Genomic DNA, 24,967 nt, shown 5'->3' on the forward strand with positions numbered 1-24,967 from the left:
GGGCCCGCACCGCGGCGGCGGGCGCGGCGGGCGCAGCGGGCACGGCGGCGGCGCCACGCCGCACATAGACCTGTCGTTCATGGACAACATCAAGGGCCCGCAGAGCAAGGGCGCTGCCGTGGTGCTCGTCATCCTGGCGGTGGTCGTCCTGGCGGCGCTGTACTGGTGGTTCCACCCGGCGATCAACATCCACTCGGTTGACACCTGGAGCTTCGTGGCCATCTTCATCCTGCTGCCCATCTTCCTGTTCTTCGCGAACAAGTCGCGCAACTACAAGGCGGGCAGCGCGAAGGTGGAGAAGAACGCCGGGAAGGCCAAGACTTACAAGGTGCTGGCGTTCATCCCCGTGGCCGTGGCGCTCGTGGGCGTGCTCGGCGCGGTGATGTCGCTGTCCTTCATCCCGGGGAACGCCGAGAAGTACGCCAACGTGCTGAAGACCGACACGCTCGACTTCGCGACGGACATCCAGGAGGTCAACTACTCCGAGATCCCCGTGATCGACCGCGACTCGGCCATCCTTCTGGGCAACCGCGAGATGGGCTCGATCCCCGACTACGTGAGCCAGTTCGAGGTGTCCACGCTCTACAGCCAGATCAACTACCAGGGCGAGCCGGTGCGCGTGAGCCCGCTGGTCTACGCCGACCTGTTCAAGTGGTTCACCAACCGCGAGGGCGGCATCCCGGCGTACTCGCTCGTGAACATGACCACGCAGGACGCCGAGATCGTGCGCCTGGGCGACGCCCCCATCCACTACTCGCAGTCCGAGCCGCTCGTGCGCAACATCGACCGCCACGTGCAGCTGAAGTACCCCTTCTACATGTTCGACGAGAAGTCCTTCGAGATCGACGAGGACGGGCACGCGTGGTGGATCTGCCCCGTGAAGGAGTTCACCATCGGCCTGTTCGGCGGCACCACCATCAGCCGCGTCATCCTGTGTGACGCGACCACGGGCGAGTGCACCGACCTCGCGGTTTCCGAGGTGCCCGAGTGGGTCGACCGCGTGTACCCCGCTGACCTGCTCATCCAGCAGTACAACTGGTACGGCACCTACCACAACGGCTGGCTGAACTCGTTCCTGGGCCAGGAGGGCGTCGTGCGCACCACGCCGGGCACCGACGGCACGCTCGGCTACAACTACATCGCCAAGGACGACGACGTGTGGGTGTACACCGGCGTCACCTCGGCCACGGCCGACAACTCCATCATCGGCTTCGTGATGGTGAACCAGCGCACGCAGGAGTCGCACTTCTACAGCGTGTCGGGCGCCACCGAGGAGTCGGCCATGCAGTCGGCTGAGGGCCAGGTGCAGAACTTGCGCTACACGGCCACCTTCCCCATCCTCATCAACGTGGCTGACCAGCCCACGTACTTCATGGCGCTCAAGGACGGCGCGGGGCTGGTGAAGAAGTTCGCCATGGTGGATATCCAGCGCTACCAGAACGTGGCGGTGGGCGACACGGTGGCTGAGACGCAGAAGACCTACGAGGCGCTGCTCGCCACCAACGGCGTGGTGGCCGAGGGCGACGGCGCGGCCCTGGACGACGCGCTCACGGCCTCGGGGACCATCCGCTCGATGGCCCAGGCGGTCATCGAGGGCAACTCGCACTTCTACGTGACGCTCGACGGCAACTCCGCGATCTTCGACTTCGCGCTGCCGGGCCTGCTCGACATCGTGAGCTACCGCGTGGGCGACCCCATCGAGTTCACGTACCTCGAGGGCACGAGCGCGAACGTGGCGTACGAGATCCGCGGCGCGAACGCGGGAGGCTCGGGGGACGCGGGCGCGGCTGACGCCAAGGCCGAGCCCGAGGCGCAGGAAGCCGCGCAGGGTGCCGGCGCCTCGCAGAGCGCAAGCAGCTCGCAGGACGCCGCGCAGGGTGCCGGCGCCCCGCCGAGCTCGCAGGGCTCTTCGGGAGGAAACGCGTAAGGAGCGCGTAAGGGACTTCGGGAGAAGCTGTGCGAGGAGCCTTCGGGGGCAAAGAGGCCCTTGACAGGCGATGCGCGAGCGGTACAATAGACAGGCTGCATCACCGAGGTTCGCTGAGGCGCTGCAGTGACTTGGATCAATTGTTCCGCTGCTTAAGACAGCAGGTACCCGCAAGGGTTTAATCGCGCGAGCGGCCCGCCGAGGTGGTTGCAAACACGTTGCTTGCCGACCCCCGCCGTCTTGAGATGTGCGGGGGTCGTTCTTTTCTCAAGGAGCGATCCCACCCCGCAAGGGCGGAACGCGAGTTTGAGAAAAAGGAGGTGTACGTAGAAGATGCCCAATGCCCAGAATACCGAGATGCTTTCCAACATCAAGGCCGACCTCGACGGCGTGACCGCCATGTGGATCGTAGACTATCGCGGCTTGACCGTGAAGGAGGTGCAGGCTCTGCGCGGTTCCATCCGCGAGGCCGGCGCAACCATGAAGGTCTACAAGAACACCCTCATGCACATCGCGCTGGAGCAGGCCGAGCTGCCCACGCTTGACGGCATGCTGAAGGGCCCGAGCGCGTTCGTCTTCGCCGGTTCTGACGTGGCTGCCGCCGCCAAGGCCGTGAAGGAGTTCGCGAAGGGGAACGACAAGCTGGAGATCAAGGGCGGCTTGATGGAAGGCGCGGCAGTCACCGCTGCCGAGGTGGAGGCCATCGCCTCTCTGCCTTCTCGCGAGGAGCTCATCGCTCAGATCGCCGGCGCCATTTCCGGTGTCGCTCGTGGCCTCGCCGTTGCGCTCAACGGCGTGCCGCGTGGTCTGGCCCAGGTCACGAAGGCCGTGGCCGACCAGAAGGAAGCCGCCTAGAGGCGGCGAAGCGGGCGGCATAAGGTGTGCTGCCTGACGTGAAAAAACGCTATGGCCGAAGCGCAAAGGTGCGCCCGGCCGCTTTGAAAGGAAACTAACATGGCTGTTACTCGTGAAGAGATCATTGAGGCTCTGAAGGAGATGTCCCTGCTCGAGGCTTCCGAGCTCGTGAAGGACATCGAGGAGACCTTCGGCGTGTCCGCCGCCGCCCCGGTTGCCGTCGCTGCCGCTGCTCCTGCTGAGGGCGGCGCTGCTGCTGAGGAGAAGACCGAGTTCGACGTCGTGCTCGAGGGCTTCGGCGACAACAAGATCGCCGTCATCAAGGTTGTCCGCGAGATCACCGGCCTGGGCCTGAAGGAGGCCAAGGCTGCCGTCGAGGAGGCCCCCAAGGCCATCGTCGAGGGCGTCAACAAGGAGAAGGCTGACGAGGTCAAGACCAAGCTCGAGGAGGCTGGCGCGGCTGTCACCGTCAAGTAGCCCTTCCGGGTTCTCAGACAGATTCTTCAGCGGGGCGCGCACCTTCGGGGTGCGCGCCCTTTTTCTTAAGGGAGGTGGCGCGTGGCTTGCGAGGACGCGAAGAGCCGGCTGCGGCGGGTGATAGGGAACGAGGGCGTCGAGCGGCTCGATGGGGCGTGCGTGGCGGTGTTCGGCATCGGCGGCGTGGGATCGAGCTGCGCCGAGGCGCTTGCGCGCGGCGGCGTGGGGACGCTCGTGCTGGTGGACCGCGACGTGGTGTCGCCGAGCAACGTCAACCGGCAGGCCATCGCGTTTGCGAGCACGATGGGGCGCGCGAAGGTCGACGTGATGGAGGCCATGGCGCGCGAGATCAACCCCGACGTGCGTGTGGTGACGCGCCAGGCGTTCGTTCTGGACAACGTGGGCGAGGTGCTCGACGGCGCGCCAGCCCCCGACTTCATCGTGGACGCAGTCGACACGGTGACGGCCAAGGTCGCGCTGGCGCGCTATGCGCAGGAGCGCGGCATCCCGATTGTGGCCTCGATGGGCGGCGCGAACAAGCTCGACCCCGCGCAGCTGCGCTTCGCCGACCTGTTCTCCACGCAGGGCTGCCCGCTGTGCCGCGCGGTGCGCAAGGCCGCGCGCGCGGCGGGCGTCGAGGCCCTGCGCGTGCTGTACTCGCCCGAGCGGCCGGTGCGCGTGGAGGCGGCGGCGGGCGCAGCGCGCGCCGAGCGCACCGAGCTGGGCACGATGTCGTACATGCCGCCGATCATGGGGCAGATGCTGGCCGGGTACGTGATCCGCGCGCTGCTGGGGATATAGGGCTCGTCAGAGCTTCTTCACGCTCATGGCGCGCATGGCGTTCAGGATGGCGAGGACGGCCACGCCCACGTCGGCGAACACGGCCATCCACATGTTGGCGATGCCGAAGGCGGCCAGGATGAGCACGGCGAACTTCACGCCGAGCGCGAACGCGATGTTCTGCCGCACGATGCGCATGGTCTTGCGGGCGACGCGGATGGCGCGCGCGATCTGCGAGGGGCGGTCGTCCATGAGGACGACGTCGGCGGCCTCGATGGCGGCGTCGGAGCCCATGGCGCCCATGGCGATGCCGACGTCGGCGCGGGTGAGCACGGGCGCGTCGTTGATGCCGTCGCCCACGAAGGCGAGCTTGGCCTTCGCGCTGGCGCCGGCGTTCGCCTCGAGCAGGCGCTCGACCTGCTCCACCTTGCCCTGCGGGAGGAGCTCGGCGTGGAACTCGTCGATGCTCAGGTCAGATGCCACGGCGCGTGCCACGTCGGCGCGGTCGCCGGTGAGCATGACGGTCCGCCTCACGCCCGCCTCGTGCAGGGCCGCGATGGCCGCTGCCGCGTCCTCCTTCAGCTCGTCGGCGATGACGATGCAGCCCGCGTACGCGCCGCCCTTCGCCACGTAGAGCACCGTGCCGGCGACGGCGTTCTCCTCCCATGTCACGCCGTGGGCGCGCATGAGCTTGCCGTTGCCGACGAGCACCTCCTGCCCGTCGACGGTCGCCCTCACGCCGTGCCCGCTGACCTCCTCGACGTCCTCGACGCGCGCGTGGTCGAGGGCGCTGCCGTATGCGGTGCGCACCGACGCGGCGATGGGGTGGTTGGAGTAGGCTTCGGCATGTGCGGCCAGGTCGAGCAGCTCCTCGCGCGTGAGCGCGCCGGCGGTCTCGACGGCGGTCACGGCGAACGTGCCGTTGGTGAGCGTGCCGGTCTTGTCGAACACGACCGTGTCAACCTGCGCGAGCGCCTCGAGGTAGTTGGAGCCCTTCACCAGGATGCCGACGCGCGACGCGCCGCCGATGCCGCCGAAGAACGACAGCGGCACGGAGATCACGAGCGCGCAGGGACACGAGACCACGAGGAACACGAGCCCGCGCTGGATCCAGTCGGCCCAGCCGCCGCCGAGGACGACGGGCGGGATGAGGGCGAGCAGCACGGCGACGCCCACGACCACGGGGGTGTAGTAGCGCGCGAAGCGGGTGATGAAGTTCTCGGTGCGCGCCTTCTTCTCGGAGGCGTTCTCCACCAGCTCGAGGATGCGGCTCACGGTGGAGTCCTCGAACGGCTTGGTCACGCGCACGGTGAGGGCGCCCGTGAGGTTCACGCAGCCGGAGATGACCTCGTCGTTCTCGCGCGCTTGGCGCGGGACGGACTCGCCGGTGAGCGCGGCGGTGTCAACCTGCGACGCGCCTTGCACGACGACGCCGTCAAGTGGGATGCGCTCGCCGGGCTTGACGATGATCTCGTCGCCCGGGCTCACCTCGAAGGGGTCGACCTGCGTGAGCTCGCTGTCCACCATGATGTTGGCGAACTCGGGCGCGATGTCCATCATGTCGGCGATGGACTTGCGGCTCTTGCCTACCGCGTAGCTCTGGAACAGCTCGCCGACCTGGTAGAACAGCATGACGGCGGCGCCTTCGGCCATGTGCGGCTCGGTGTCGGGGAACAGCACCAGCGCGAACGCGCCCACGGTGGCCACGGTCATGAGGAAGCTCTCGTCCATGGCGTTGCCGCGCATGATGCCGCGCGCCGCCTTGACGAGCACGTCGTATCCGGCGATGAGGTAGGGGACGAGGAAGAGCGCGAACTCGGCGTAGAGCGCGCCGGGATGCCCGAGCTGCGAGGCAAGCCAGCCGGACTCGGCGATGAGGTAGACGAGCACGAAGAGGATGAGCGCAACGATGATGCGGTTGCGCCAGCGTTTCTGCTTGGCGTTCATGAGAGAGGTCCTTCGTGCGGCGGGCTTAGCGCAGGATGAGGCAGTCGGGCTCGTACTTGGAGCAGATCTGCTGGGCCTGGTCGACGATGGCGCCGAAGCTGGCGGCGTCGGGCACGTCGGCGTCGATCATGAGCTTCTGGGTCAGGAAGTTGACGGTGGCCTTGCTCACGCCGTCGAGGTCGTTGATGTCGGCCTCCATCTTGGCGGCGCAGTTGGCGCAGTCGAGGTCCTGGAGCTTGAATGCCTTGCGCATGATGATGTCCTTTCGAGTTGGTTGCGGATTGTTCGCGGGTCGCTTGCAGGCTGCTTGCAGGTTGCAAGCGGGCGGCCCTTCGGGGTGGTTGACGGTTGCTTGCGGACGGGCGGGGCGTGCGCGCTACTCGCAGAGGTGCGTCATGCCCTGGGCGAGCATGGTGTAGACGTGGTTGTCCGACAGCGAGTAGATCACGTTCTTGCCGTCGCGCTGGAACTTCACGAGGCGCGCCTGCTTGAGCGTGCGCAGCTGGTGCGACACCGCGCTCTGCGTGGCGCCGATGATCTCGGCGATGTCGGCGACGCAGCGCTCGCGCTCCATGAGCGCGTAGAGGATCTTGATGCGCGTGGTGTCGGCGAACACCTTGAACAGGTCGGCGAGGTCGTAGAGCAGCTCCTCGTCGGGCATGGTGTCGAACAGGCACGCGGTCTCCTCGCGGTTGCAGCCGCAGGGGCAGTCGATGGCGCGCGCGGAAGGGGAGCGTTCCACGACGCGCGTCGCCTCGCGGACGACGTTGTGTGCGGTGGGGGCGCTTGCGTTAGCGTGCGCGGCAGCGTGCGAGGCGGGGGCGCTCGCGGCTTCCGGGGCCATGCCGCTCGCGTCAGCGCGCGCGGCAGCGGCGTGCGAGGCTTCGGCGGCCGTCATGCTCGCGTCACCGTGCTCGATGGCCGGGGCTGGCCCGCTCGTTGCGGTTGTCATAGCTTGTCTCCGTTCACGTATTCAAGTAAACATATGAGCAACTGTTCATAAGTATAGGGATGAGGACCTGCTTGTCAAGCGCGCGGCGTGATTATTTTCCGAAAGGAAGGGAGCGTCTTTTCGGGCGCCTTTTCGCGGAGGCGCTTCGGGCTGAGCCGCCCCACAGCGCTGCTCTTCGGGTAAACTTGTCCGAGAGACGGAATCGCCGCCATGTGAGTCAAAGGAGCAACTGTGAGCACTGTGCCAACTGATCAGAAAGTAATCGTCGTCGACTTCGGCGCCCAGTACGGACAGCTCATCGCGCGTCGCGTGCGCGACCTGAACGTGTACTCGGAGATCGTGCCGTGTGACGTCTCCGCCGACGAGGTGCGCGCCATCGCTCCGGCGGCCATCATCTTCTCCGGCGGCCCGGCGAGCGTGTACGCCGAGGACGCGCCGTCCATCGACCCGGAGATCCTCGAGCTGGGCATCCCGGTGCTCGGCTTCTGCTACGGGCAGCAGATCATGGCCGTGACGCTCGGCGGCAAGGTGGGGCACACCGAGAAGGGCGAGTACGGCCCGGCGCCGCTGACGCGCTGCGCGGACTCGGCGCTGTACGAGGGCACGCCCGAGGAGCAGACGGTGTGGATGAGCCACCGCGACGCCGTGACCGAGGTACCCGAGGGCTTCGTCGTGACGGCGACCACCGACGTGTGCCCCGTGGCCTCCATGGAGTGCGCCGCGCGCAAGCTGTACGCCACGCAGTTCCACCCCGAGGTGCGCCATACCCCGCACGGCAACGAGATGCTCGCGAACTTCCTGTTCGGCATCTGCGGTCTTGAGCGCAACTGGACCATGGACTCCATCATCGAGGACAGCGTGGCGGCCATCCGCGCGCAGGTGGGCGAGGACCGCGTGATTCTGGGCCTGTCGGGTGGCGTGGACTCCTCCGTGGTGGCCGCGCTGTGCGCGCGTGCCATCGGCAAGCAGCTGACCTGCGTGTTCGTGAACCACGGGCTGCTGCGCAAGAACGAGCCCGAAGAGGTGGAGGAGGTGTTCTCGAAGCAGTTCGACGTCGACTTCGTGCACGTGCACGCCGAGGAGCGCTACGCCGCGCTGCTCGCGGGAGTCACCGAGCCGGAGCAGAAGCGCCGGATCATCGGCACGCAGTTCTGGAAGGAGTTCTTCGCCGTGGCGGAGGACCTCGCCGACGACGGTCGTCCGGTGAAGTTTCTGGCGCAGGGCACCATCTACCCCGACATCATCGAGAGCGGCGCGCGCAAGACGGGCGGCAAGGCGTCTACCATCAAGAGCCACCACAACCTGATCCCGTTCCCCGAGGGCGTGCACTTCGATTTGATCGAGCCTCTGGACCACTTCTTCAAGGACGAGGTGCGCGCGCTCGGCACGGCGCTCGGGCTGCCGGACTACATCGTGCACCGCCAGCCGTTCCCCGGCCCGGGCCTGGCCATCCGCATCATCGGCGACGTGACGCCCGAGAAGCTCGAGATCCTGAAAGACGCTGACGCGATCGTGCGCGAGGAGCTCGACGCGTACAACGAGAGCCTGTTCGCGAAGACGAGCGAGCGCAACGGCGAGTGCGCGCGCGAGGCGGCGGGCGGCCCCGAGGTGGAGCGCGCCGTGTGGCAGTACTTCGCCGTGCTGCCCGACATCAAGAGCGTCGGCGTCATGGGCGACGAGCGCACCTACGCGCGCCCGGTCATCCTGCGCGCCGTGGAGAGCTCGGACGCCATGACCGCCGACTGGGCGAAGCTGCCCTACGAGGTGCTGGCCCGCGTGAGCAGCCGCATCGTGGCCGAGGTGCCGGGCGTGAACCGCGTGGTCTACGACATCACGTCAAAGCCGCCAGCGACGATAGAGTGGGAATAAGGCGAACATTTGTCTGTGAGCATTTCACCTGATTTACTCCCGTGATGTCGATTCACCACGTTCACGAAGGTGACTAAAATCTGCAAGCCACCGGTAAAATATGTCACTTCGAGTAGGCCCTCCGAAACCCCGGAGGGCCTACGTTTTCCCAGTTGAGATGGCTGTAGCGCTCTTTTCCTCCGCCAGAGTAGTTTTTCTGGAGTAGCTGACGTGCGACAGGGAAAAAGCGGTGCGCTCCGTGCGCTCGGCAAAGCCACCAGAGACCATCAACTAGGATTGTGAAAACGGGTGAGTTCACGGAACAGTATCACTTTGAACTCACCCCGTTTTCGGGGGTCTGGAAACCGCGTTTCCCCAGGAAAACGGTGGGGAGTAAATTTTTCGGCGATACTGCGGTTTCAAGGGGTTCCAAGACCGATTCTGCAAGGATTCTTGCCCGGTTTTGCAGTATCGGCTGCCGCTCACGAGCTGCCGAAGGAACGCGACTGCGCGCGCTTGGCACCCAAATTGCGTGCGCTTCGGTGCCTGCGGGGTGATACTGCGAGGTCAAGGCGTTACCGCCTCTAGGCGTCGAGGCAACATGCTGCATTCAGCTGCGTCCGTTGAGTTCACGCGCAAGCGCGAAAGAGGCGATACTTGCGCACCGCCTCTGAGACGTGGGGAGTAAATCGGCGCGCCCTGGCCGGGAGTAGTTTTCGCGTCAGGCGTGCAGGGAGACTTTCCAGAGCTCGTACTCCTCCTCGGTCATGTCCCCGGACTCAACCTCGTCGAGCACGTCTCTCCATGCCTTCAGGGCGATAGCAATCTTCTGGGCTCCCTTCGCCTTGGGATCGATGACGAGGCATCCGCTGCCGTCGGGTTTCAGCCCGAACGCGTCCTCCAGCCTGAAGAGAGCCTCAAGCGCTTCGCGGGCGGATGATATCTCGTAATCCTCCAGCGCCGCGACAGGGACGTTAAGCTCGCGTGCGATCGCGCGCACCTGGTCCTCGTTCGGCGTCCGGTAGTCGTGCTCGTAGTTTCTGATGGCGGACTCGGTGAGCCCCACTGCCCGGCCGAGCTCGTTTTGCGTCAACTTGCGCAGCTTCCGGTACTTCTTGATCTTCTGCCCCGTGCTCATCGGCGCTCCTTGTCCTCTCGGTGCTCTCCTGATTATATAAGCGCACAATAACGTGCGCAATGTATTGACAGCACGATTACGTGCGGTTAGGATACAATCAGATAAACCGCACGAAAACGTGCCGTTAGAAAGGAGAAACGCAATGGATCAGAAGCCGCCGAGGATGCTCACGGCAGAAGACGTCATGGCAAGGCTCTCGGTGTCAAAGTCAACCGCGTACCTCGTCATGCGCGACATCAACAGCGAGCTTGAGAAGCAGGGGCTGCGCGTGCGTCCCGGACGCGTGAGCCAGAAGCACTTCGACTCTATCTACTTCGGCGAGAAGGAGGAAGGAGGGCTATGAGCGCGAACCAGGAGAAGAACGGAACCTGGACCTCGCAGTTCCGCTACGAGGACATCTACGGCACGATCAAGCACAAGTGCAAGCGCGGATTCGCGACGTGCGAGGATGCTGAGGCCTTCGAAGACGAGTTCCTTCGTCGAGCGCGCGGTTCGCTCGACATGCGCTTCGCGGATTTCGCGGACGTCTACGCCGAGGACGTCCGTCCTCTTTTGCGGGAGAACACCTGGGCTACCAAAGAGTACATAATCAACGACAAGATCATTCCGTTCTTCGGGACGATGCGGGTCCGCGACATCACCACGCTCGACATTATCGAGTGGCAAAACGAGCTCCTTGAGTTCAGGAAGCAGGACGCTCAGCCCTATACCGAGACGTACGTCCGAACCGTTTGGAACCAGCTCGCCGCCATCTTGAACCACGCTGAGCGATATTACGGGCTTGCTCCCAACCCAGCTGCCAAGGCTCCCAAGATCGGATCGAAGCATGCGCGGGAGGTGAACGTATGGACCAAGGAGCAGTACCTCAAGTTCAGCGAGACGCTCGCAGACTATCCCGCCGTGTTCGTTCCTGTGGAGGTCCTCTACTGGATGGGGCTGCGGCTGAGCGAGCTTCTGGCCCTCACGCCGCGCGACATCGACTTCGAACGGTGCGAGCTCTATGTGCGCCACTCCTACAAGCGTCTCAAGGGAAAAGACATCGTGACGTCGCCCAAGACGGAGAAAAGCACTCGCAAGCTCGCCATGCCCGAGTTTCTGCGCGACGAGATCAAAGACTACGTCAGAAAGGTGTCGAAGACCTCGCCCGGAGAGCGGATCTTCGAGGGCATAAGCGCCACCGACATACGAGTCGCGCTCGACGACGGCATCGAGGAGCTGGGGCTGCCCCGCATCCGCATCCACGATCTGCGCCACAGCCACGTGTCGCTTTTGATAGACCTCGGATACTCTGCGGTGGCGATAGGCGAGCGGCTGGGGCATGAGTCCACCGAGATAACGTTTAGATACGCCCATATGTTCCCCGATGCTCAGTCCAAGATGGCCGATGCCCTTGAGAGCTACCGAGGTGATGGCCGTGCCCTGTAAGAACGAGAACCGAGCGCGCCCCATCACCATTGCCTTCAGGCTTTCCAAGGAGATGAACGAGACCGTGAACTTGCTCGTTGCGGCAAGCGGCATGACGAAGCAGGACTACATCTTATCCAAGCTCGTTGACCGCGAGATCATCGTGAAAGCCTCGCCGTCCATGTACATGTCTCTCAGAGACGAGCTTCGCGAGGTATGCAAGCAGCTGAACCGCCTGAGAAAGGGAGAAAACCCAAGCGAGCACCTGCTTGAAACCTGCGATCTGCTCGGCGAGATCGTCCTCGGGCTTCGAGGTGACGACACGCAAGCCGATGCCGAGCGCGAGGATGACATCTTGAAGAGAATGGGAAGGTGCTGACGATGCCCGCATACCAGCTCGACAACGACAGATGGACTGCCGCCTTCTACTACCGCGATCACAACGGCGCGCTCAAGCGCAAGTACAAGCGCGGCTTCGAGACCGAGGCGGATGCTCTGGCCTATGAGGAGCACTTCAAGGAGCTTGAGGGGACGCCTGCCCGAATGAGCTTCCGTGAGATGGCCGAGAGCTACCTGCATGACGTGAAGCCCCGCATCCGCTGGTCTACCTATGACACGAAGGCGCAGATGATCCGCACGAAGATAATCCCGTTCTTCGACGAGAAGATGGCGAGCGAGATCACGCCGCTCGACATCATCAGGTGGCAGGGCTGGCTGGACTCGCTTCTCCAGAGAAACGGCAAGCCCTATTCCGCGACGTACATCCGCCAACTCAACAGCCAGGCGGCCGCGATCTTCAACTTCGCGGAAGAGCACTACGGCATTGCGCCCAATCCCATGCGCAAGGTCAAGAAGACCGGCTCGGCCAAGTCCCACGAAATGCAGATATGGACGAAGGACGAGTTCTACCGGTTCCTGGAGGCGGTATCCGACAAGGACCTCTCCTTCTACGCTTTCGAGCTGCTCTATTGGGCTGGCATCCGCGAGGGCGAGCTCCTGGCCCTCACGCCTTCGGACTTCAACTTCGCGGCAGGTACGCTTGCCATAAACAAGGCGTTCGCCAAGAAGGGCAAGGAGAGCATCATCGGCCCGCCGAAGACGAAGAAGAGCTACCGCACCATAGCCATGCCCGGGTTCCTCGCACGCGAGATGAAGGAGTTCCTGGAAAACGCCGACATCGCGCCTGACGAGCGCATCTTCAAGCTCACGAAGCAGTACCTCTGGCGCGAGATGGAGCGCGGGTGCGGCAAGTCCGGCGTGAAGCGCATACGCGTACATGACCTGCGCCACAGCCACGTTTCCATGCTCATCCACATGGGGTTTTCAGCTGTCGCCATAGGGGCGCGCATGGGGCACGAGTCGCAGGACATAACCTTTCGCTACGCCCATCTGTTTCCCAACGAGCAGGAGAACATGGCGGATTCACTCCAAGAGATCGGCGAGATGCGTAGGTGATGTTAAGCGCCCAGCGTGGCGCTTGTGCACATGCGCAAGGAACGGCGTTGCGACTATTCGCTTGCTTGCTTGGATGCTTTCGAAAGAGTGGTGAGCGCAGCTTCGAAAGCAGCCTTATCAAGCTGTATCGCTTCCAAGAAATCGTTGGTCGCTTCGATGACGACTTCCTTGAAACTAGTCTCGTCGAACCCTTTATGCTCACATTCAACTGTGATATCTGCTGGATTCAACTGCTCTCGCAAGTTGACGATCTCGCTTACGAGTTTGGCGATATTGGGCGCATCGCTCTTCAGGGTAACTTTATGCCCAGGCGCGAGCGCCACTGTGACTTCCTTATTCGCCATATTTGACAAGCCTCCTCTTTACGGCATCTTTCCCACCGTCGAGGATGAGAGACGCCTGGTCGATGATGTCACCGTATTCAAGGGCACCATACCTGTAAGTGAACTCGCCGGGGTTTTTCTGCTCGGCGATTATCACGTTTTCTGCATCGGCGTTTATGACGATGTTTGCGTCGTGTGTGACGACAATTACCTGTCGAGACCGTTTGAGCCCCATGAACCAGCTTCTAATCTTGTTGTAAATCGTCTGGTTGTCAACGTTGTCTTCTGGTTGGTCGATAAGCAACGGGTTCCTGGTGTCCTTGTGGACGATATACTCAAGAAGGATGTTCGTTTGCGTGCCAGGAGATAGATTCTTGATGTCCTGATAAGCGCCATCGCCGATGTCAAAACAAATCGATGACTTTTCCTCATAGTTCAGTCCGAAGGCGAAGAGGTCTTCGTATAGCTGTTCCCAATCAGAACCCTTTCGATATCCGTCCTCGCTAAAGCAAAACGCATTGAGATAATCCCAGAGGTTGTTGCGCGTGCACTTTCCTTTTCCAGGTACGCTACGTATACGGTCATTTATGATACGCACCATGAAGTCGATTGGATGCTCGACGAACAGTTCACGCATGAACTTAAATGCGTTCTTTCTTCCGCCGTTTGCAAAGTCGTGTTCTTCGTAATGTGTTACGAACCCGTCGCATATGGCAATAAGTCCGCGCACGAGCGCAACACGCTTACGTATGCCAAGAGTCTTTTGTTGGAAGGTGGATTCGAAGAGCTCAATCTGCTTGGCACGTGCAGCTTGCGCATCGTTCAAGGAGTTCTTCTTGGCAATGAAGGCCTCTACGAAGCGGTTGTGAAAGTACGGTCCTTCAAGATGGGCTTGTCGCGCAATATGTGCTTCCTCAACTATCACTCGTTCAAGTTCAATTATGGCAGCTACAACACGAGGATTACTTGCGAGTGTAGTGGGTAGCTTCGCCGCAATAGCGGCATTTACCGCGTCAAGTGTCTCTTGGTAATCAAGCGAGGCGATCTTTTGGTCTGGTACGGGCACCTTCGATTTCCTTGGCCCAATTTCCATGTCTAGACTGTCTTTGGTATCAATGATGTACTTGTCGACAAATCCCACGATGTTTTCGGGAGTCTGCTCCTCGAACACCTCCATGAGCCTGGAGAATCGTTCGGCGTTGCTTCGCTCAATAGATCCTTTATCAATTTGTTTTACGTTTGCGAAAGCGGCTGTGAAGCGATTCTCCACGGCATCGTTGAAGTCCTTGCCAGTCTTTTCAAAAAGGTTGGCAATATAGCTCTGATTGAAATAGTCAAACCCAAACTGACCAACATGTATAGGGGATTCACTCATGGTGCTGGCGCTGACGTTACGCCCAGTGATGAAGTCTCTGCGCTCCTGAAGAAGACTACCGGCGCTTGGATCGATGCTGCACGCAATGGAGTCGAGCAGTACCGACTTCCCGCTTCCTCTGCCACCAATAATCGTGTTCAGACGCGGTGAGAGTCTCATCTGCTGACCCTCGAAGTCAACCAAGCCGATATAGCTACCCAGGTCGCTCTCTTCAACCTTATCTTGCGTCCTTGTTATTCGGGTAATTTCGCTACCTGCGAGCTTCAAGCCGGTAAAGTTGGGAAGAGCATTGAAGTACTGGCGGGGATTGTCCAGATACTCCTTGAGCTTGTCGAAATCTCTTGAATCGGAAAACGAAACGATGGAGATGAGCTCATCACGATCCATCTGTTTTAGAAACTCAACAGCATGGGCTATCCCGCTTTTGCCCGCCTCCCAAAAGCAGAAGAACTGATCGAGGTATTTATTCATCTCAACAGCTCGGTCTTCGTCTGACATTACGTGCCAATCGCAATCTATCCCTCGTTTGTCTTGCTTAAATGCATGTGGGCTAAGAACAAAATGTACTCCGTAACCTACAAGCCTGTCGAGTAGCAGATGTATGTCAATCGGCTTCTTGCCATTCCTGCTACCGACGTTGTGCTCCGCAAGGAGGGCATTGAGCTTGTTGGCGAGCTCTTCCAGCTTTTCCATATTGTTCATCGCGTCGAAATACACAATGAGGTGCTTGGCGGGTTCATTCTCTTCGAGCGTCACGTCGATCTCGATACCTGGCAAAAGCGCAACCCTGCTCTTTGCGTCGTAGAAGGCCCGATAGAGCTCTACGCATATGTGGTTGTGATCGGTGAACGATATCATGTCAAGGTCCCTGCATTGTTCGAGAACCTTGATTAGCTTCTTCACGTAATCGGTCACGCTGAGCTGTCTTAGCCCTTCATCAGTGGTGGAGAAGCACTGGTTGGAATGAATATGCAAGTCCCAGATCTTTCCCCGTGTGCAAATGCGAGCATCGTTCATATGATAGTCCTTATCCAATCTGAAGCAGGCTCTGGAAGAACACGTTTAGAAACAGGGGATTTCCTCATCGCTTCCTCTTGCCGTCGCCGTCGAACGTCACCTCGATGTGCGAATCATTCAAGTCGATGATACGCCCATTGTCAGAGCCAATTGCAACTTTGACGCGAGCCTTTAACTGGTCGCGATATATCATACCTGCAGACCGTGTGGCAACTGGTCCGAATCCCTTGATGTTGATCTTGATCCTCCAGTAAAAAGCTCAACACTCCTCCCACGCGCTCACCGTATGGTGTAGCGTCCACACATCGCACTTCATATTCACCTGCAGAACCTCGAGGTGCCGCTTTGCACACCTGAACTTCGTTCACTCGGCATCTCTCATGTATATACTGTTGTTTTCATCGCCTTTGGTATCCACGATAAAGCTCACACGCTGTTCGCCGCTCTCTTCGACCGTATAGGCTCAGTCCGGATTGCAGCTGCCCAGTGGCGTATCTATCTTGATTTGTTCGAGAGTTTGGTGAAGACGCGTGTTTCTTCGGCCGGGTCGAGCTCCGTCACGAACGACTGCTCCACGATCTGCAAGTCGCACGTCACGTAGTTGTAGATGCTTTTGTGACGAATTTGTTTCCAGGCGTTCTGCCCAAGTCGGTCTGAAGGACGTTCCTGGTGTCGCACTGCTTGGCTGTACGGAAGGTGACGGCTGCCGTGCAAGCGCCCGCCAGTTCAGGCTATTACGAAGCGTCAGTTCCAGGCCGGTGCCGCCAGCATCCTTATCGCGAGAGCGTCGTCCCACGACGAAGGTGGAGATCGTGAAGTAGGTGGCGATTATGGAACTTCTTCGCGCTGTCAGTGAAGGAATCCCGAAGCGCGTCGCCGAGACGCTTCCGTCTCGTGTTTCGAGGCATTCCATCTACTAGTGGTCAGTTAAGCATTAACTCTCTATCCATGTAGCCGACCACGGTGGCACCTGTGTGTACGTGCGCCATCCATTGCTGCTCCTCGCCACACATGCTCGCCCGTGCCTCCCCTTATTCGACGCATGATCGCACGGAACCGCTTTGCCTCCGCAAGGGTCGCGATACTTTTCCGATTTCCTTTCGAGGAGAAGGCCCCAGCGCATGGCCCCGAAAGCAAACGGGAAAACTAGCGCGGCGCAAACGAGCACTCACGTGCCGCTTCGCTCATGTCCCTTGCGCAGGTCGCGAACCCGTGCGCACGCGATCTCACAAGGCAAGCCGCAGGGGCGAGCCGCAACAACAAGGAGGTCGCAAATGGAGAGCATCGTAACGCGCGCAAACGAGGCAGCAGCCCGGTACCTCGACCGCAGGGGATACGAGGTCATAGAGCGCACTTGGGCATCCGGCGAGGAAGACGCCCCGATCGACATCATCGCCAAGGACGGCGACTCGATCGTGTTCGTGTCGGTTGAGAGTCGAGAGGCGACGAAGGCCGCGAGCTTCCCCGAGGGGCGTCGCAGCCTGGGCGAGCTCGAAGGATTCGCCGCCAGATGGTTCAGCGTCCACCCGGACGAGTTCGTGGGCTGCGCCTTCCGCTTCGACATTGTGGCGCTGCTGATCCTCTCGCTTGACCGCGCGCTGGTCCGCCATCACATCAACGCCATGGGCGTGCCGCAATTCGACCCCGAGGAGGAATAACCGACCTCCTTCCTCCTCGCGAGGAACCCCGGGGCATCCCGCCTGGGCTGTAGGCCCGGGCGGGGCCTCGGCGGGACGAACGCCAACTCACCAGAAAGGATGCCCGCCATGGGACTCGACATGTACCTCACCAAGCGCCGCCGCGACACCGACGACGAGCTTCGGCTCGTGGCCTACTGGAGGAAGGCCAACCACATCCACGGCCGGTTCGAGCGCAACGCATCGGACGGCTACATCGAAAACTGCGAGCTCTACCCCGTCAGCAAGGAAGACCTGGCCCGCCTCATGTCCGATTGCAGGCTCGCGCTAGACGATCCCCGTCGCGCCGAGAGCGTGCTTCCGCGCGAGGAAGGCTTCTTCTTCGGCAGCACGCGCTACGACGAAGGCTACTTCGGAAGCCTGCGCGCAACGATCGAGCAGCTGCGGCGCGTCATCGACGAGACCGCCGACGACGAGCAGCTCTTCTACCACGCCTGGTGGTGATCTCCGCTTCTTTCCCTAAACCGCACGAATACGTGCGGTTTAGGTGTATACTGTGGATGTAATACAAACCGGACGGCCCCATTCCACCTCTCGGGGGCCGCCCGTCAAGGCGCGAGCGGAAAAGGAGCCCTCTCATGCGCACCATCGCCATATCCAACTACAAGGGAGGCGTGGGCAAGACCACGACGGCGGTCAACCTGGCCTCCATCTTCGCCGCATCCGGCAAGCGGGTGCTGCTCATAGACCTCGACCCGCAGGCGTCGGCCACCGACTACTACGGGCTCTACGAGCTCGGCAAGGCCGAGGGCAGAACGTCGGTCGAGCTGCTCTACGGGAGCGCGGGCGTAAGAGAGCTCGCGTTTGAGACGGAGGCCGAGAACCTCTCGGTCATACCGTCCGTGATCGAGCTCATCGACCAGAACGAGCTCTTGCTTCGGGAGCAGAGGCTGAAGTTCGCGCTCGACGACGCGGCCGATGACTACGACCTCGCCATCATCGACTGCTCGCCGGTCTTGAAGCGCCTGGCCTTCAACGCCTACCTTGCGGCGGCGGAGGGCGGCATCGTCGTCATTCCCGTGAAGCTCGACTCCACCGTCATGCGCGGCACCGCCCTCACCGTCGAGGCGACCAAGTCCATAACTGAGGCGCTGCGCCTCCCGCGCCCCAGGTTCAAGATACTGCGCACCTTCGTGCCTGGGCGCATGACCAAAGCCGAGCGCACGGGCGCTGAGGTGCTCGACCGCTTCTTCCCGAACGCTCAGTTCTCAAGCGTCGTCCACGCGTCGACCAAGGTGTCCGAGGGCAGCTGGGAGTGGATGCCGGTCGCTTCCTTCGAGCCGGGGAGCCGCCCTGCGAAGGACTACGCGGCCCTTGCCGAGGAGGTGCTCCATGAGCTCGGCTAGCGACATCGCATCGCGCTTCTCCATATCCGGGCTCCTGGACGAGTCCTCGAAGACGCGCGAGCGCTACCCTGTGGCAGAGATCGACGTCAACGTCATCGAGGGGCATCCGGACAACGTCGCCTACTCCATGGACGAGAGGTCCGTCAGGAGCCTCGCGCGATCCATCGAGCGCGACGGGCTCACTGACATCCCGCTCGTGCGAAAGCTCGGCGACGGCTCGTGGCAGATGATATCCGGGCACCGCCGCCTTGAGGCGTACCGCCTCCTCGCCGACTCCGACGATCGCTTCGCCAAGATCCCTTGCCGCGTGATCGAGGGCATCACCGACTCGCAGGCGATCACCCTTTTGCACACGGCCAACTACTTCGTGCGAGCCCTCACGGTGACGGAGCGCGCCCGTGCTACCGAAGCGCTGGGGCTTGAGGTGGAGCGTCTTCGCGAGGAGGACCCGGGGCTTTCGGGCATGCGGACGGCAGAGATCAAGGCTGCGATGCTTGAGCAGCAGACGGGCAAGGCGGTGTCGGGTCGGAGCATCCTGCGCGACGAGAAGCTCGCGCGCGTCATCAAAGACGACCTCTCGCGCCATTGGGCGCAGGAAGCCGACGAGGGCAGGCTCTCGGCCGCGAGCATCGGCATGCTCAAGGAGCTTCCTCGCGAGAAGCAGGCCCGCCTCTTCGTCGAGCGCCCCGCGGGGCTTTCCAAGAAGGAGACGACCGACTACCTGAGGGAGAGGCTCTGCGTCGAGTCGGAAACCGACAAGAGGCTCGTGAGAGTCATCGACGACCTCAAGTCATACGCGTCGTCCATGCCGGGAGAGCCCTGCTCGAAAGACCGTGATGCGTTGACGGAAATCAAGCGCCTGAGCGCCCGCATCGCCAAGATGGCGCGGTAAGTCCCCAACGCGTCAGAGACAGGCGCTCAGGCGCGAAACCCAGCAAGTAGCCCATGGCGTATTACGTTTCCACTCCATCGCCATGGCACTTGTTCCCCGCAGGCGTTCGAACCGCTATGTCGCCGAGCAAACTTGAGGGCTCGGCTCCGGTGACTGCGGGGAACTCAGGCGCTGCGCCCCGAGTCTCGCAGGCGAGCCCCGGGGCCCACCGCCCGGCGGGGGAGGCCCCGCGCCCCTCATTGAATGCATCGGATGGTTAGGAGAGAAACACCATGGCAGACAGCAACAAGACCCGCACCTTGAGCTTTCGTCTCGCAGAGGACGACTTCGAAAAACTCGCAAGGCGCTGCCGCGAGGCGGAGCTCTCCCAGTCGAAGTACCTCCGCTACCTTATCCGCATCCCGATAGTCACCGAAGGCGAGCAGGCCGATGTCGTGCCGTGCCTCGTTCTCGACAGGAAGTCGCTGCGCAGGATCTCCAAGGAGCTCACGCGCTGGGGATACCACTACAACCAGGCCGTGCATGCGATGAACTCCATCAACTACTACATCGCGCACGGGAGGGCGACCTCCGACATCCTCGACGGCAAGGCCGAGAGCATCGAGTGCGCGCTCATTGACGTGGACGACAACGCGCAGCGAATCGCCTACGAGATCGCCGCGCTCCAGTCCAAGCAGATCGTCGAGGACTGACCATGCCCATCTTGAAGGTTATATCCGGGCACGGCGGCACGGGCGGCATCCGCAACTACCTTGAGAAGGGAGGGCGGGCCCTGGGGTGCGACCTTTTGAACCTGCCCTTCGACGACTGGGCGGTCGAGGATCGCGGCGGCGAGGCGCTTGACGTCGAGTGGGACGCCGAGATGGACGCCACGCGAAGGGCGTACGGCACCGACGCTTCATGGCGGGGAATGAGGGCGAGGACCTTCAAGCATTTCGTTATATCGCTCGACCCCGGCGACGGCATCGACATGCCAACGCTTCGCGAGCTGTTGCAGGCCTGGGCGAAGAAGCACTTCGGTAACCACGAGATAGCCATCGTCTACCACGACGACAACGAGGGGCGCATACCGCACGCGCACATCGTCGTGAACAACGTCGACCTCGTGACGGGGCGCAGGCTCCACACCGACCATCCCGAGGACCTCAACCGCATCATCGGCTCCCTCACGGTCGAACGCGATTATCTTCAACGAAGCTGTTTCGATGTTATCGAGCGGAGGAAGCAGGCAGGCCATGGTAGATAGGGGGCGACCCTTGAGCATATCTAGGCAATGCGAGCTTTTGGGAATCGCCCGCTCCACCTGGTATTCCCCGAAACCAGAGCCCGAGAAGCCAGCCTTCACCGAGTGCGAGGAGGCCGCCATGGCCAGGATGTGAATGTCAAGGACTTTGGGACTGCGGTGGTGAAGTTGGATCGGTGAACGTCGCTAGGCGGCTTTTGCCAATCCGCGCAGCACCGCACCGAGTCCCTTGGTGTGGTCGGAATGATCGTGGGTGATCATCACCGCGCGCAACCGTGCTATATCGAAACCGGCTTCGTCGGCACGGTTGAGGAAATCCCGCTTGCAGATGCCGCAGTCGATAAGCATGCCTTCACCGGTGGAACCATTCTCCACGATAGCCGCATTCCCGCGGTTCCCGCTGGCTAGCACACGCAATCGGATCATGCGGCACCCGCCTGCTTCTCCTCGACTTCGAGAAGCGCACCTCTCGCCGCCTCGTTCGCATAACGGTCGAACACCTCAAGGGTCTCCTCGAAGTTATGAGTGCCCAGTTTCTGGTAGATATGGTACTTGTGGGTTTTCACCGTCTCGTGGGAGATGAACAGCTGCTTGCCCATGGCGGACGCAGAAATACCCGTGATCAGCAAGGGCAGCACTTCGGATTCCTTGGGGGAGAGGCCGAAGTCCCGCGCCATGGCTCGGCTGGCCACCAAACGAATCTCGTCATAGGACAGACGCGGCTCATCGGTTTCCGCCTCGGTACTATCATTGTTGCCTACGGGAAACGCCGGCCCGCCTTCTTTGCGGTTTCTGAGATAGAACGCCAGATACACCAGATACGCCACGGCGCCCAAGGGTGCGACGACAGTCATCACCTTCCCCGGAAGCACAGCGGAAACCAGCATTCCCAAACAGAAGATGAACACTACGACGAGCACGGCCGCAGCCGGTGCGCCCGACGAAACGAAAGCCCGACGTCCGGAAAGATAGAGCATGTCTATCCAAATGAGCGCCAAAAACGTAAGGTTGGAGGCTGCGAGGATGGAGAAGACAAACACAAAATCGAGAGAGGAGGAGAGGATGGCCGCCGTGACAGCCAGTTCGCAGGGCAGCGTCATGAACAGCACGATATCGCCGTTCTGCTCTTCGGAGTGCTTCCGCCACCGCAGCGTCATGACCAACAGCACGCCCAGAGTGATGGCCGTGCCGGCATAGAACGGCAGCGTACGCCGGAGCATGGGTTCCAACGTGGGGTCGCTCATGGACATCCCCAGGCTGAGCGGAAACCGTGGCTCCCGACGGTACGCCCACGAGTGTCGGCCTCACCTTCGAGGCGAACGACGGCATGATTGCACAAAACATCGAGATGGGCATCATTCAGCAGGCCGACACCATCGAGGAGCTGGCCGAAAAGCTGCTCATGCCCGCCGATGCCCTGAAGGCCACGGTGGATCGCTACAACGAGTTGTGCGAGAAGGGCGAGGACGAGGACTTCGGCAAGGAGTCGAAGGATATGCTGGCCCTGACCACTCCGCCGTTTTGCGGCGCCTACTTCGGCGGCCACGTGCTGTGTACCATTGACGGCTTGCAGATTGACGAGCATGGTCGTGTGCTGACCGCCGAGCAGGACCCCATCCCGGGTTTGTACGCCGTGGGCAACTGCTCTGGCAGCATCTATAACGGATCTTATCCCGAGCTGTTCATCGGCAACGCAAACGGCCGTACCATCACCTTCGGCCGCCATGCCGTCCGCCACATCTTAGGCGAGATCTAAGAGGCAAACCGCCCCGCCATACTCGCGAGGATCGTATCGATCCAACCGATCCGATCCCAACCCCTTCGAGCCCGAAGCAACCCTCCCTGCTTCGGGCTCGTCATTTTCCGGCAGGTAATTCCAGCGGCATCACCGCCAAGCACGTGTAGCATTTGACGTAACCAAGCACACTGCGCTCCCTTGCGCGATATCCGGAAGGGGCGTTCGACCTCAACGGTTGGGCGTCCCTTCTCTTTGAGCAACCTGTTTGAGAGGTCTATTTGTGCTATAACTATCTACAAATAAGTTACTTATTTGTAGAGGTGATTCCATGGCGGTTGCAGTGCCCCTTATTCGGCCCATAAGCGATTTGCACACCGAGCTCAACGACGTATGCGCCCAGGCTCAAGAAACCCAGCAGCCAATCTTCATGACGAAGAACGGCAAGGCGAGCCTCGTGGTGATTGACTGCGCGGCCTATGAGGCCCAGCGTCAGCACGAGCGCTATGTGCAAAAATTGCGCGAGGCGGAAATCGAGGCCAAGTATCGTGAGGAATCCGTATCTCAGTCCACCCTCGACGAAACCATGGCGCGCGTTTTCGAAGTGTGGGGCGTCTGATGCGCGAGGCGGTGTATCGGCCTCGCGCTGCCCTCGACGTGGAGTCGAAGGCACCGACGAGGAGGGTGTCGAAACAGGTGACGACGCTTCCGTTCCCGACTCCCTCGGCTACATGACCGACACCGGCATCGTCACCGACGAGGCCTGGGAGGCCCTGGCGGGAGTACGCCTGCTCGCCCTGGAATCGAACCACGACGAGCGCATGTTGGAGAAGGGCCCGTACCCCTACGTCATCAAGCAGCGCATTGCCTCCGAGCGCGGTCACTTGTCCAACGCCCAGGCCGCCGAGGCCCTCGCGCGCCTGGCGCATCCCGACCTGCGTGCCGTGACCGCCATGCATGTCTCGCAGGAGAACAACACCTACCGAAAGCCCCGCGAGACCCTTGAGGCCGTCATAGCCGAACGCGACCTTCCCACGCAAGTCTCCGTCGCCTTCCAAAACCGGCTGGTGACTCTCGGGTAGAAGAGAGGGGCTATTTAGAACTCCACCGCGTACACTTGGCCGGCACCGTAGAGCTTGCCGAAGATATACTTGTTGGAGGCCGCTGGGGTCAATGGACTGCAATGACCGACGGCTAGAACGGGTTGCGGAATCTGGGATCTTCCATCAACTCCACGTCATCTAGAGCGGCTGTATGCTTGCAAGCTCGAGGGATTACTGTACAATGAGCCCCAAAAGAGGCAGGTGATGCGCAGTGGACATAGACAAGCTCAGATGCTTGAAGATTCTTGAGAAAAAGCGCTCCATTGCCTTGGCCGCCGAAGAGGCGAATTATTCCGTGCAGGGATTCGCGAAAGTAATGGCCTCCTTGGAAAAGGAGCTTGGATGCGAATTGATTGTCAAAACGCGCGGGGATGTTAATTTCACCAAAGGGGGAGATGTGGTCTTGACTTATACGGACACAATCCTCGGCGCGTGGAAGCAAATGCGCGATGAGCTTCAGGAGCTGAGAAGCGACTCAACCGCTCTGAAGAATTACCCTATCAAGCTGCTCGTTTCACCGCTTTGCAAACTGGCGATTATCGATCCGCTTTGCGAGAGTCTTTCGTTGAACATCGAGCAAATCTATGAAATTGACACTAAGAAGGCGCTAGGCGATCTCCCCTTTGTAGGGCCAGACTGGATCGTTCTCCTCGATTTCCCGAGCGCTCTCATGAGTATCGACGAGCTGCAGCCGTCCTATGAGGTGGTATCTGTTAAAGCAGATCGGATGATTCTGGTCAAGAGTAGAACGATGGATTTGGAAGTACCCCTATCCCAGCATCTGAGTCCTATACCCAAGAAGATGATGCAATCGCTTCCGCTCGGCATATACGAGGACGAAACGATACATTCTGCCCTAGAAACCGTGTTCCCGCGATTTACCCTGCATAACGTGATCTCCCGCTCGGGGAATTTGAACGACCTGTTCGAAAGCATGGCTTCAGGCAACCTCTGCCTCATGGTTCCGGAAATGGCGTGGAACTCCTTTCTCGCCAAACGCTCGGTGGATCCTCGAAGCTTCAACAGGATTCCGCTCGAAGACGATTTCGACGCAACTTATGCGTTCGTTTCCAAACGAGGCAACAGCGCCGATAGTTTGCACGCTTCGATAATCGAAGCCCTCGCGCGGGAAGCGGCTCTTTTGTAGGTTGCTGCGGACATCCTTCTGTCAGTCAATCGGAAAAAAATCCAAATCACGGCTTTCAACAGCAATTATGCTGAAATGAAACGATCTGTATTTTTCGGAATCCACCTCGTTGCTATCCTTCGGACTCCTCTCTTTCTATATTCGAATAGTCGCGTGAGCCGTGCGCTGTTGCGTTGAGCGTAAGCGTCTAAATTCCTGCGTCTTCAGCTTCTAGCCGATAGATGCCACAATCGTTGCAACCTGATGGAAGGAAGTGACGATGACGCCGCAGGAAAGAAGGTCGATGCGCCGCGAGCAGGTGGAGCG

General features: G+C 61.0%; 27 protein-coding genes. 19 read left to right on the plus strand and 8 right to left on the minus strand.

Annotation, left to right across the window (positions count from 1 at the left end):
• The 4 genes from HRL41_RS08675 to HRL41_RS08690 all read left to right on the plus strand — a co-directional run.
• The coding region (locus HRL41_RS08675) for a Tat pathway signal sequence (protein WP_253904802.1) at positions 1–1,927 on the plus strand (1,927 nt) is incomplete at its 5' end.
• Positions 1,928–2,260: 333 nt separating this feature from the next.
• The gene (gene rplJ, locus HRL41_RS08680; RefSeq protein WP_165169990.1) at positions 2,261–2,782 is read left to right on the plus strand and encodes a 50S ribosomal protein L10; all 522 of its coding nucleotides are present in this window, start codon (positions 2,261–2,263) and stop codon (positions 2,780–2,782) included.
• Between the two features lie 99 nt (positions 2,783–2,881).
• A complete protein-coding gene (rplL, locus tag HRL41_RS08685) occupies positions 2,882–3,259 on the plus strand; it encodes a 50S ribosomal protein L7/L12 (protein WP_165054991.1) in 378 nt (125 codons plus the stop codon).
• Positions 3,260–3,340: 81 nt separating this feature from the next.
• The gene (locus HRL41_RS08690; RefSeq protein ID WP_172136432.1) at positions 3,341–4,060 is read left to right on the plus strand and encodes a tRNA threonylcarbamoyladenosine dehydratase; all 720 of its coding nucleotides are present in this window, start codon (positions 3,341–3,343) and stop codon (positions 4,058–4,060) included.
• 6 nt (positions 4,061–4,066) lie between these two features.
• On the opposite strand, the gene HRL41_RS08695 is transcribed toward HRL41_RS08690, so the two are convergent.
• From HRL41_RS08695 to HRL41_RS08705, 3 genes are all read right to left on the minus strand, one after another.
• The gene (locus HRL41_RS08695) at positions 4,067–5,986 is read right to left on the minus strand and encodes a heavy metal translocating P-type ATPase (protein ID WP_172136433.1); all 1,920 of its coding nucleotides are present in this window, start codon (positions 5,984–5,986) and stop codon (positions 4,067–4,069) included.
• Positions 5,987–6,011: 25 nt separating this feature from the next.
• The gene (locus tag HRL41_RS08700) at positions 6,012–6,239 is read right to left on the minus strand and encodes a cation transporter (protein ID WP_172136434.1); all 228 of its coding nucleotides are present in this window, start codon (positions 6,237–6,239) and stop codon (positions 6,012–6,014) included.
• 123 nt (positions 6,240–6,362) lie between these two features.
• On the minus strand, positions 6,363–6,647 hold the full coding sequence (locus HRL41_RS08705) for a helix-turn-helix transcriptional regulator (protein ID WP_165055110.1): 285 nt from the start codon (positions 6,645–6,647) through the stop codon (positions 6,363–6,365).
• Between the two features lie 522 nt (positions 6,648–7,169).
• Between HRL41_RS08705 and guaA the strand changes: the two genes are divergently transcribed.
• Entirely contained in the window at positions 7,170–8,807 is a 1,638-nt protein-coding gene (guaA, locus tag HRL41_RS08710; protein WP_172136435.1) for a glutamine-hydrolyzing GMP synthase, read from the plus strand.
• A gap of 700 nt (positions 8,808–9,507) precedes the next feature.
• Here the strand turns inward: guaA and HRL41_RS08715 are convergent.
• Positions 9,508–9,924: a helix-turn-helix domain-containing protein gene (locus HRL41_RS08715; protein ID WP_172136436.1), complete on the minus strand. Its 417-nt coding sequence runs from the start codon at positions 9,922–9,924 to the stop codon at positions 9,508–9,510.
• Positions 9,925–10,066: 142 nt separating this feature from the next.
• Here HRL41_RS08715 and HRL41_RS08720 point away from each other — a divergent pair, with 142 nt between their 5' ends.
• From HRL41_RS08720 to HRL41_RS08735, 4 genes are read left to right on the plus strand one after another with little or no spacing between them, the layout of a single operon-like run.
• Positions 10,067–10,267 (plus strand): transcriptional regulator, encoded by a 201-nt coding sequence (locus HRL41_RS08720; protein WP_172136437.1) that lies wholly within the window; start codon positions 10,067–10,069, stop codon positions 10,265–10,267.
• The gene (locus tag HRL41_RS08725) at positions 10,264–11,349 is read left to right on the plus strand and encodes a site-specific integrase (RefSeq protein ID WP_172136438.1); all 1,086 of its coding nucleotides are present in this window, start codon (positions 10,264–10,266) and stop codon (positions 11,347–11,349) included. Before HRL41_RS08720 ends, HRL41_RS08725 begins: the two co-directional genes overlap by 4 nt.
• A complete protein-coding gene (locus HRL41_RS08730; RefSeq protein WP_371808825.1) occupies positions 11,333–11,707 on the plus strand; it encodes a mobilization protein in 375 nt (124 codons plus the stop codon). The genes HRL41_RS08725 and HRL41_RS08730 overlap by 17 nt, the downstream gene beginning before the upstream one ends.
• 2 nt (positions 11,708–11,709) lie before the next feature.
• Positions 11,710–12,783 carry a site-specific integrase gene (locus HRL41_RS08735; RefSeq protein WP_172136440.1) on the plus strand — a complete coding sequence of 358 codons (1,074 nt, stop codon included), beginning with the start codon at positions 11,710–11,712 and terminating at the stop codon, positions 12,781–12,783.
• Positions 12,784–12,836: 53 nt separating this feature from the next.
• Here HRL41_RS08735 and HRL41_RS08740 read toward each other — a convergent pair whose 3' ends face one another.
• Positions 12,837–13,127, minus strand: a complete 291-nt coding sequence (locus HRL41_RS08740) for a hypothetical protein (RefSeq protein ID WP_172136441.1) — start codon at positions 13,125–13,127, stop codon at positions 12,837–12,839.
• Positions 13,117–15,498, minus strand: a complete 2,382-nt coding sequence (locus tag HRL41_RS08745) for a hypothetical protein (protein WP_172136442.1) — start codon at positions 15,496–15,498, stop codon at positions 13,117–13,119. Before HRL41_RS08745 ends, HRL41_RS08740 begins: the two co-directional genes overlap by 11 nt.
• 1,274 nt (positions 15,499–16,772) lie before the next feature.
• Between HRL41_RS08745 and HRL41_RS08750 the strand changes: the two genes are divergently transcribed.
• The 6 genes from HRL41_RS08750 (at position 16,773) to HRL41_RS08775 (ending at position 20,679) form a co-directional block, all read left to right on the plus strand.
• Positions 16,773–17,156, plus strand: a complete 384-nt coding sequence (locus HRL41_RS08750) for a YraN family protein (RefSeq protein ID WP_172136443.1) — start codon at positions 16,773–16,775, stop codon at positions 17,154–17,156.
• Between the two features lie 108 nt (positions 17,157–17,264).
• The gene (locus tag HRL41_RS08755; RefSeq protein WP_172136444.1) at positions 17,265–17,639 is read left to right on the plus strand and encodes a hypothetical protein; all 375 of its coding nucleotides are present in this window, start codon (positions 17,265–17,267) and stop codon (positions 17,637–17,639) included.
• A 134-nt stretch (positions 17,640–17,773) separates the two neighbouring features.
• The gene (locus HRL41_RS08760) at positions 17,774–18,541 is read left to right on the plus strand and encodes a ParA family protein (protein WP_172136445.1); all 768 of its coding nucleotides are present in this window, start codon (positions 17,774–17,776) and stop codon (positions 18,539–18,541) included.
• A complete protein-coding gene (locus HRL41_RS08765; protein ID WP_216662614.1) occupies positions 18,528–19,433 on the plus strand; it encodes a ParB N-terminal domain-containing protein in 906 nt (301 codons plus the stop codon). Before HRL41_RS08760 ends, HRL41_RS08765 begins: the two co-directional genes overlap by 14 nt.
• A gap of 272 nt (positions 19,434–19,705) precedes the next feature.
• Positions 19,706–20,125 carry a CopG family transcriptional regulator gene (locus HRL41_RS08770; protein ID WP_172136446.1) on the plus strand — a complete coding sequence of 140 codons (420 nt, stop codon included), beginning with the start codon at positions 19,706–19,708 and terminating at the stop codon, positions 20,123–20,125.
• Between the two features lie 2 nt (positions 20,126–20,127).
• Positions 20,128–20,679, plus strand: a complete 552-nt coding sequence (locus HRL41_RS08775) for a relaxase/mobilization nuclease domain-containing protein (protein WP_172136447.1) — start codon at positions 20,128–20,130, stop codon at positions 20,677–20,679.
• A gap of 183 nt (positions 20,680–20,862) precedes the next feature.
• On the opposite strand, the gene HRL41_RS08780 is transcribed toward HRL41_RS08775, so the two are convergent.
• Both HRL41_RS08780 and HRL41_RS08785 read right to left on the minus strand, forming a co-directional pair.
• Complete coding sequence (locus tag HRL41_RS08780; protein WP_172136448.1) at positions 20,863–21,102, minus strand: MBL fold metallo-hydrolase; 240 nt, start codon at positions 21,100–21,102, stop codon at positions 20,863–20,865.
• Positions 21,099–21,920: a helix-turn-helix transcriptional regulator gene (locus HRL41_RS08785; RefSeq protein ID WP_172136449.1), complete on the minus strand. Its 822-nt coding sequence runs from the start codon at positions 21,918–21,920 to the stop codon at positions 21,099–21,101. Before HRL41_RS08785 ends, HRL41_RS08780 begins: the two co-directional genes overlap by 4 nt.
• Positions 21,921–21,946: 26 nt before the next feature.
• On the opposite strand from HRL41_RS08785, the gene HRL41_RS08790 reads away from it, so the two are divergent.
• The 4 genes from HRL41_RS08790 (at position 21,947) to HRL41_RS08805 (ending at position 24,661) form a co-directional block, all read left to right on the plus strand.
• Entirely contained in the window at positions 21,947–22,432 is a 486-nt protein-coding gene (locus tag HRL41_RS08790) for an FAD-binding protein (RefSeq protein WP_172136450.1), read from the plus strand.
• Positions 22,433–22,742: 310 nt separating this feature from the next.
• Positions 22,743–23,030: a type II toxin-antitoxin system prevent-host-death family antitoxin gene (locus HRL41_RS08795; protein ID WP_172136451.1), complete on the plus strand. Its 288-nt coding sequence runs from the start codon at positions 22,743–22,745 to the stop codon at positions 23,028–23,030.
• Between the two features lie 112 nt (positions 23,031–23,142).
• Positions 23,143–23,493 carry a hypothetical protein gene (locus tag HRL41_RS08800; RefSeq protein WP_172136452.1) on the plus strand — a complete coding sequence of 117 codons (351 nt, stop codon included), beginning with the start codon at positions 23,143–23,145 and terminating at the stop codon, positions 23,491–23,493.
• A gap of 232 nt (positions 23,494–23,725) precedes the next feature.
• A complete protein-coding gene (locus HRL41_RS08805) occupies positions 23,726–24,661 on the plus strand; it encodes a LysR family transcriptional regulator (RefSeq protein WP_172136453.1) in 936 nt (311 codons plus the stop codon).
• Positions 24,662–24,967 lie beyond the last annotated feature (306 nt).

Source organism: Adlercreutzia sp. ZJ473, from assembly GCF_013185065.1.
Lineage (GTDB): Bacteria > Actinomycetota > Coriobacteriia > Coriobacteriales > Eggerthellaceae > CAAEEV01.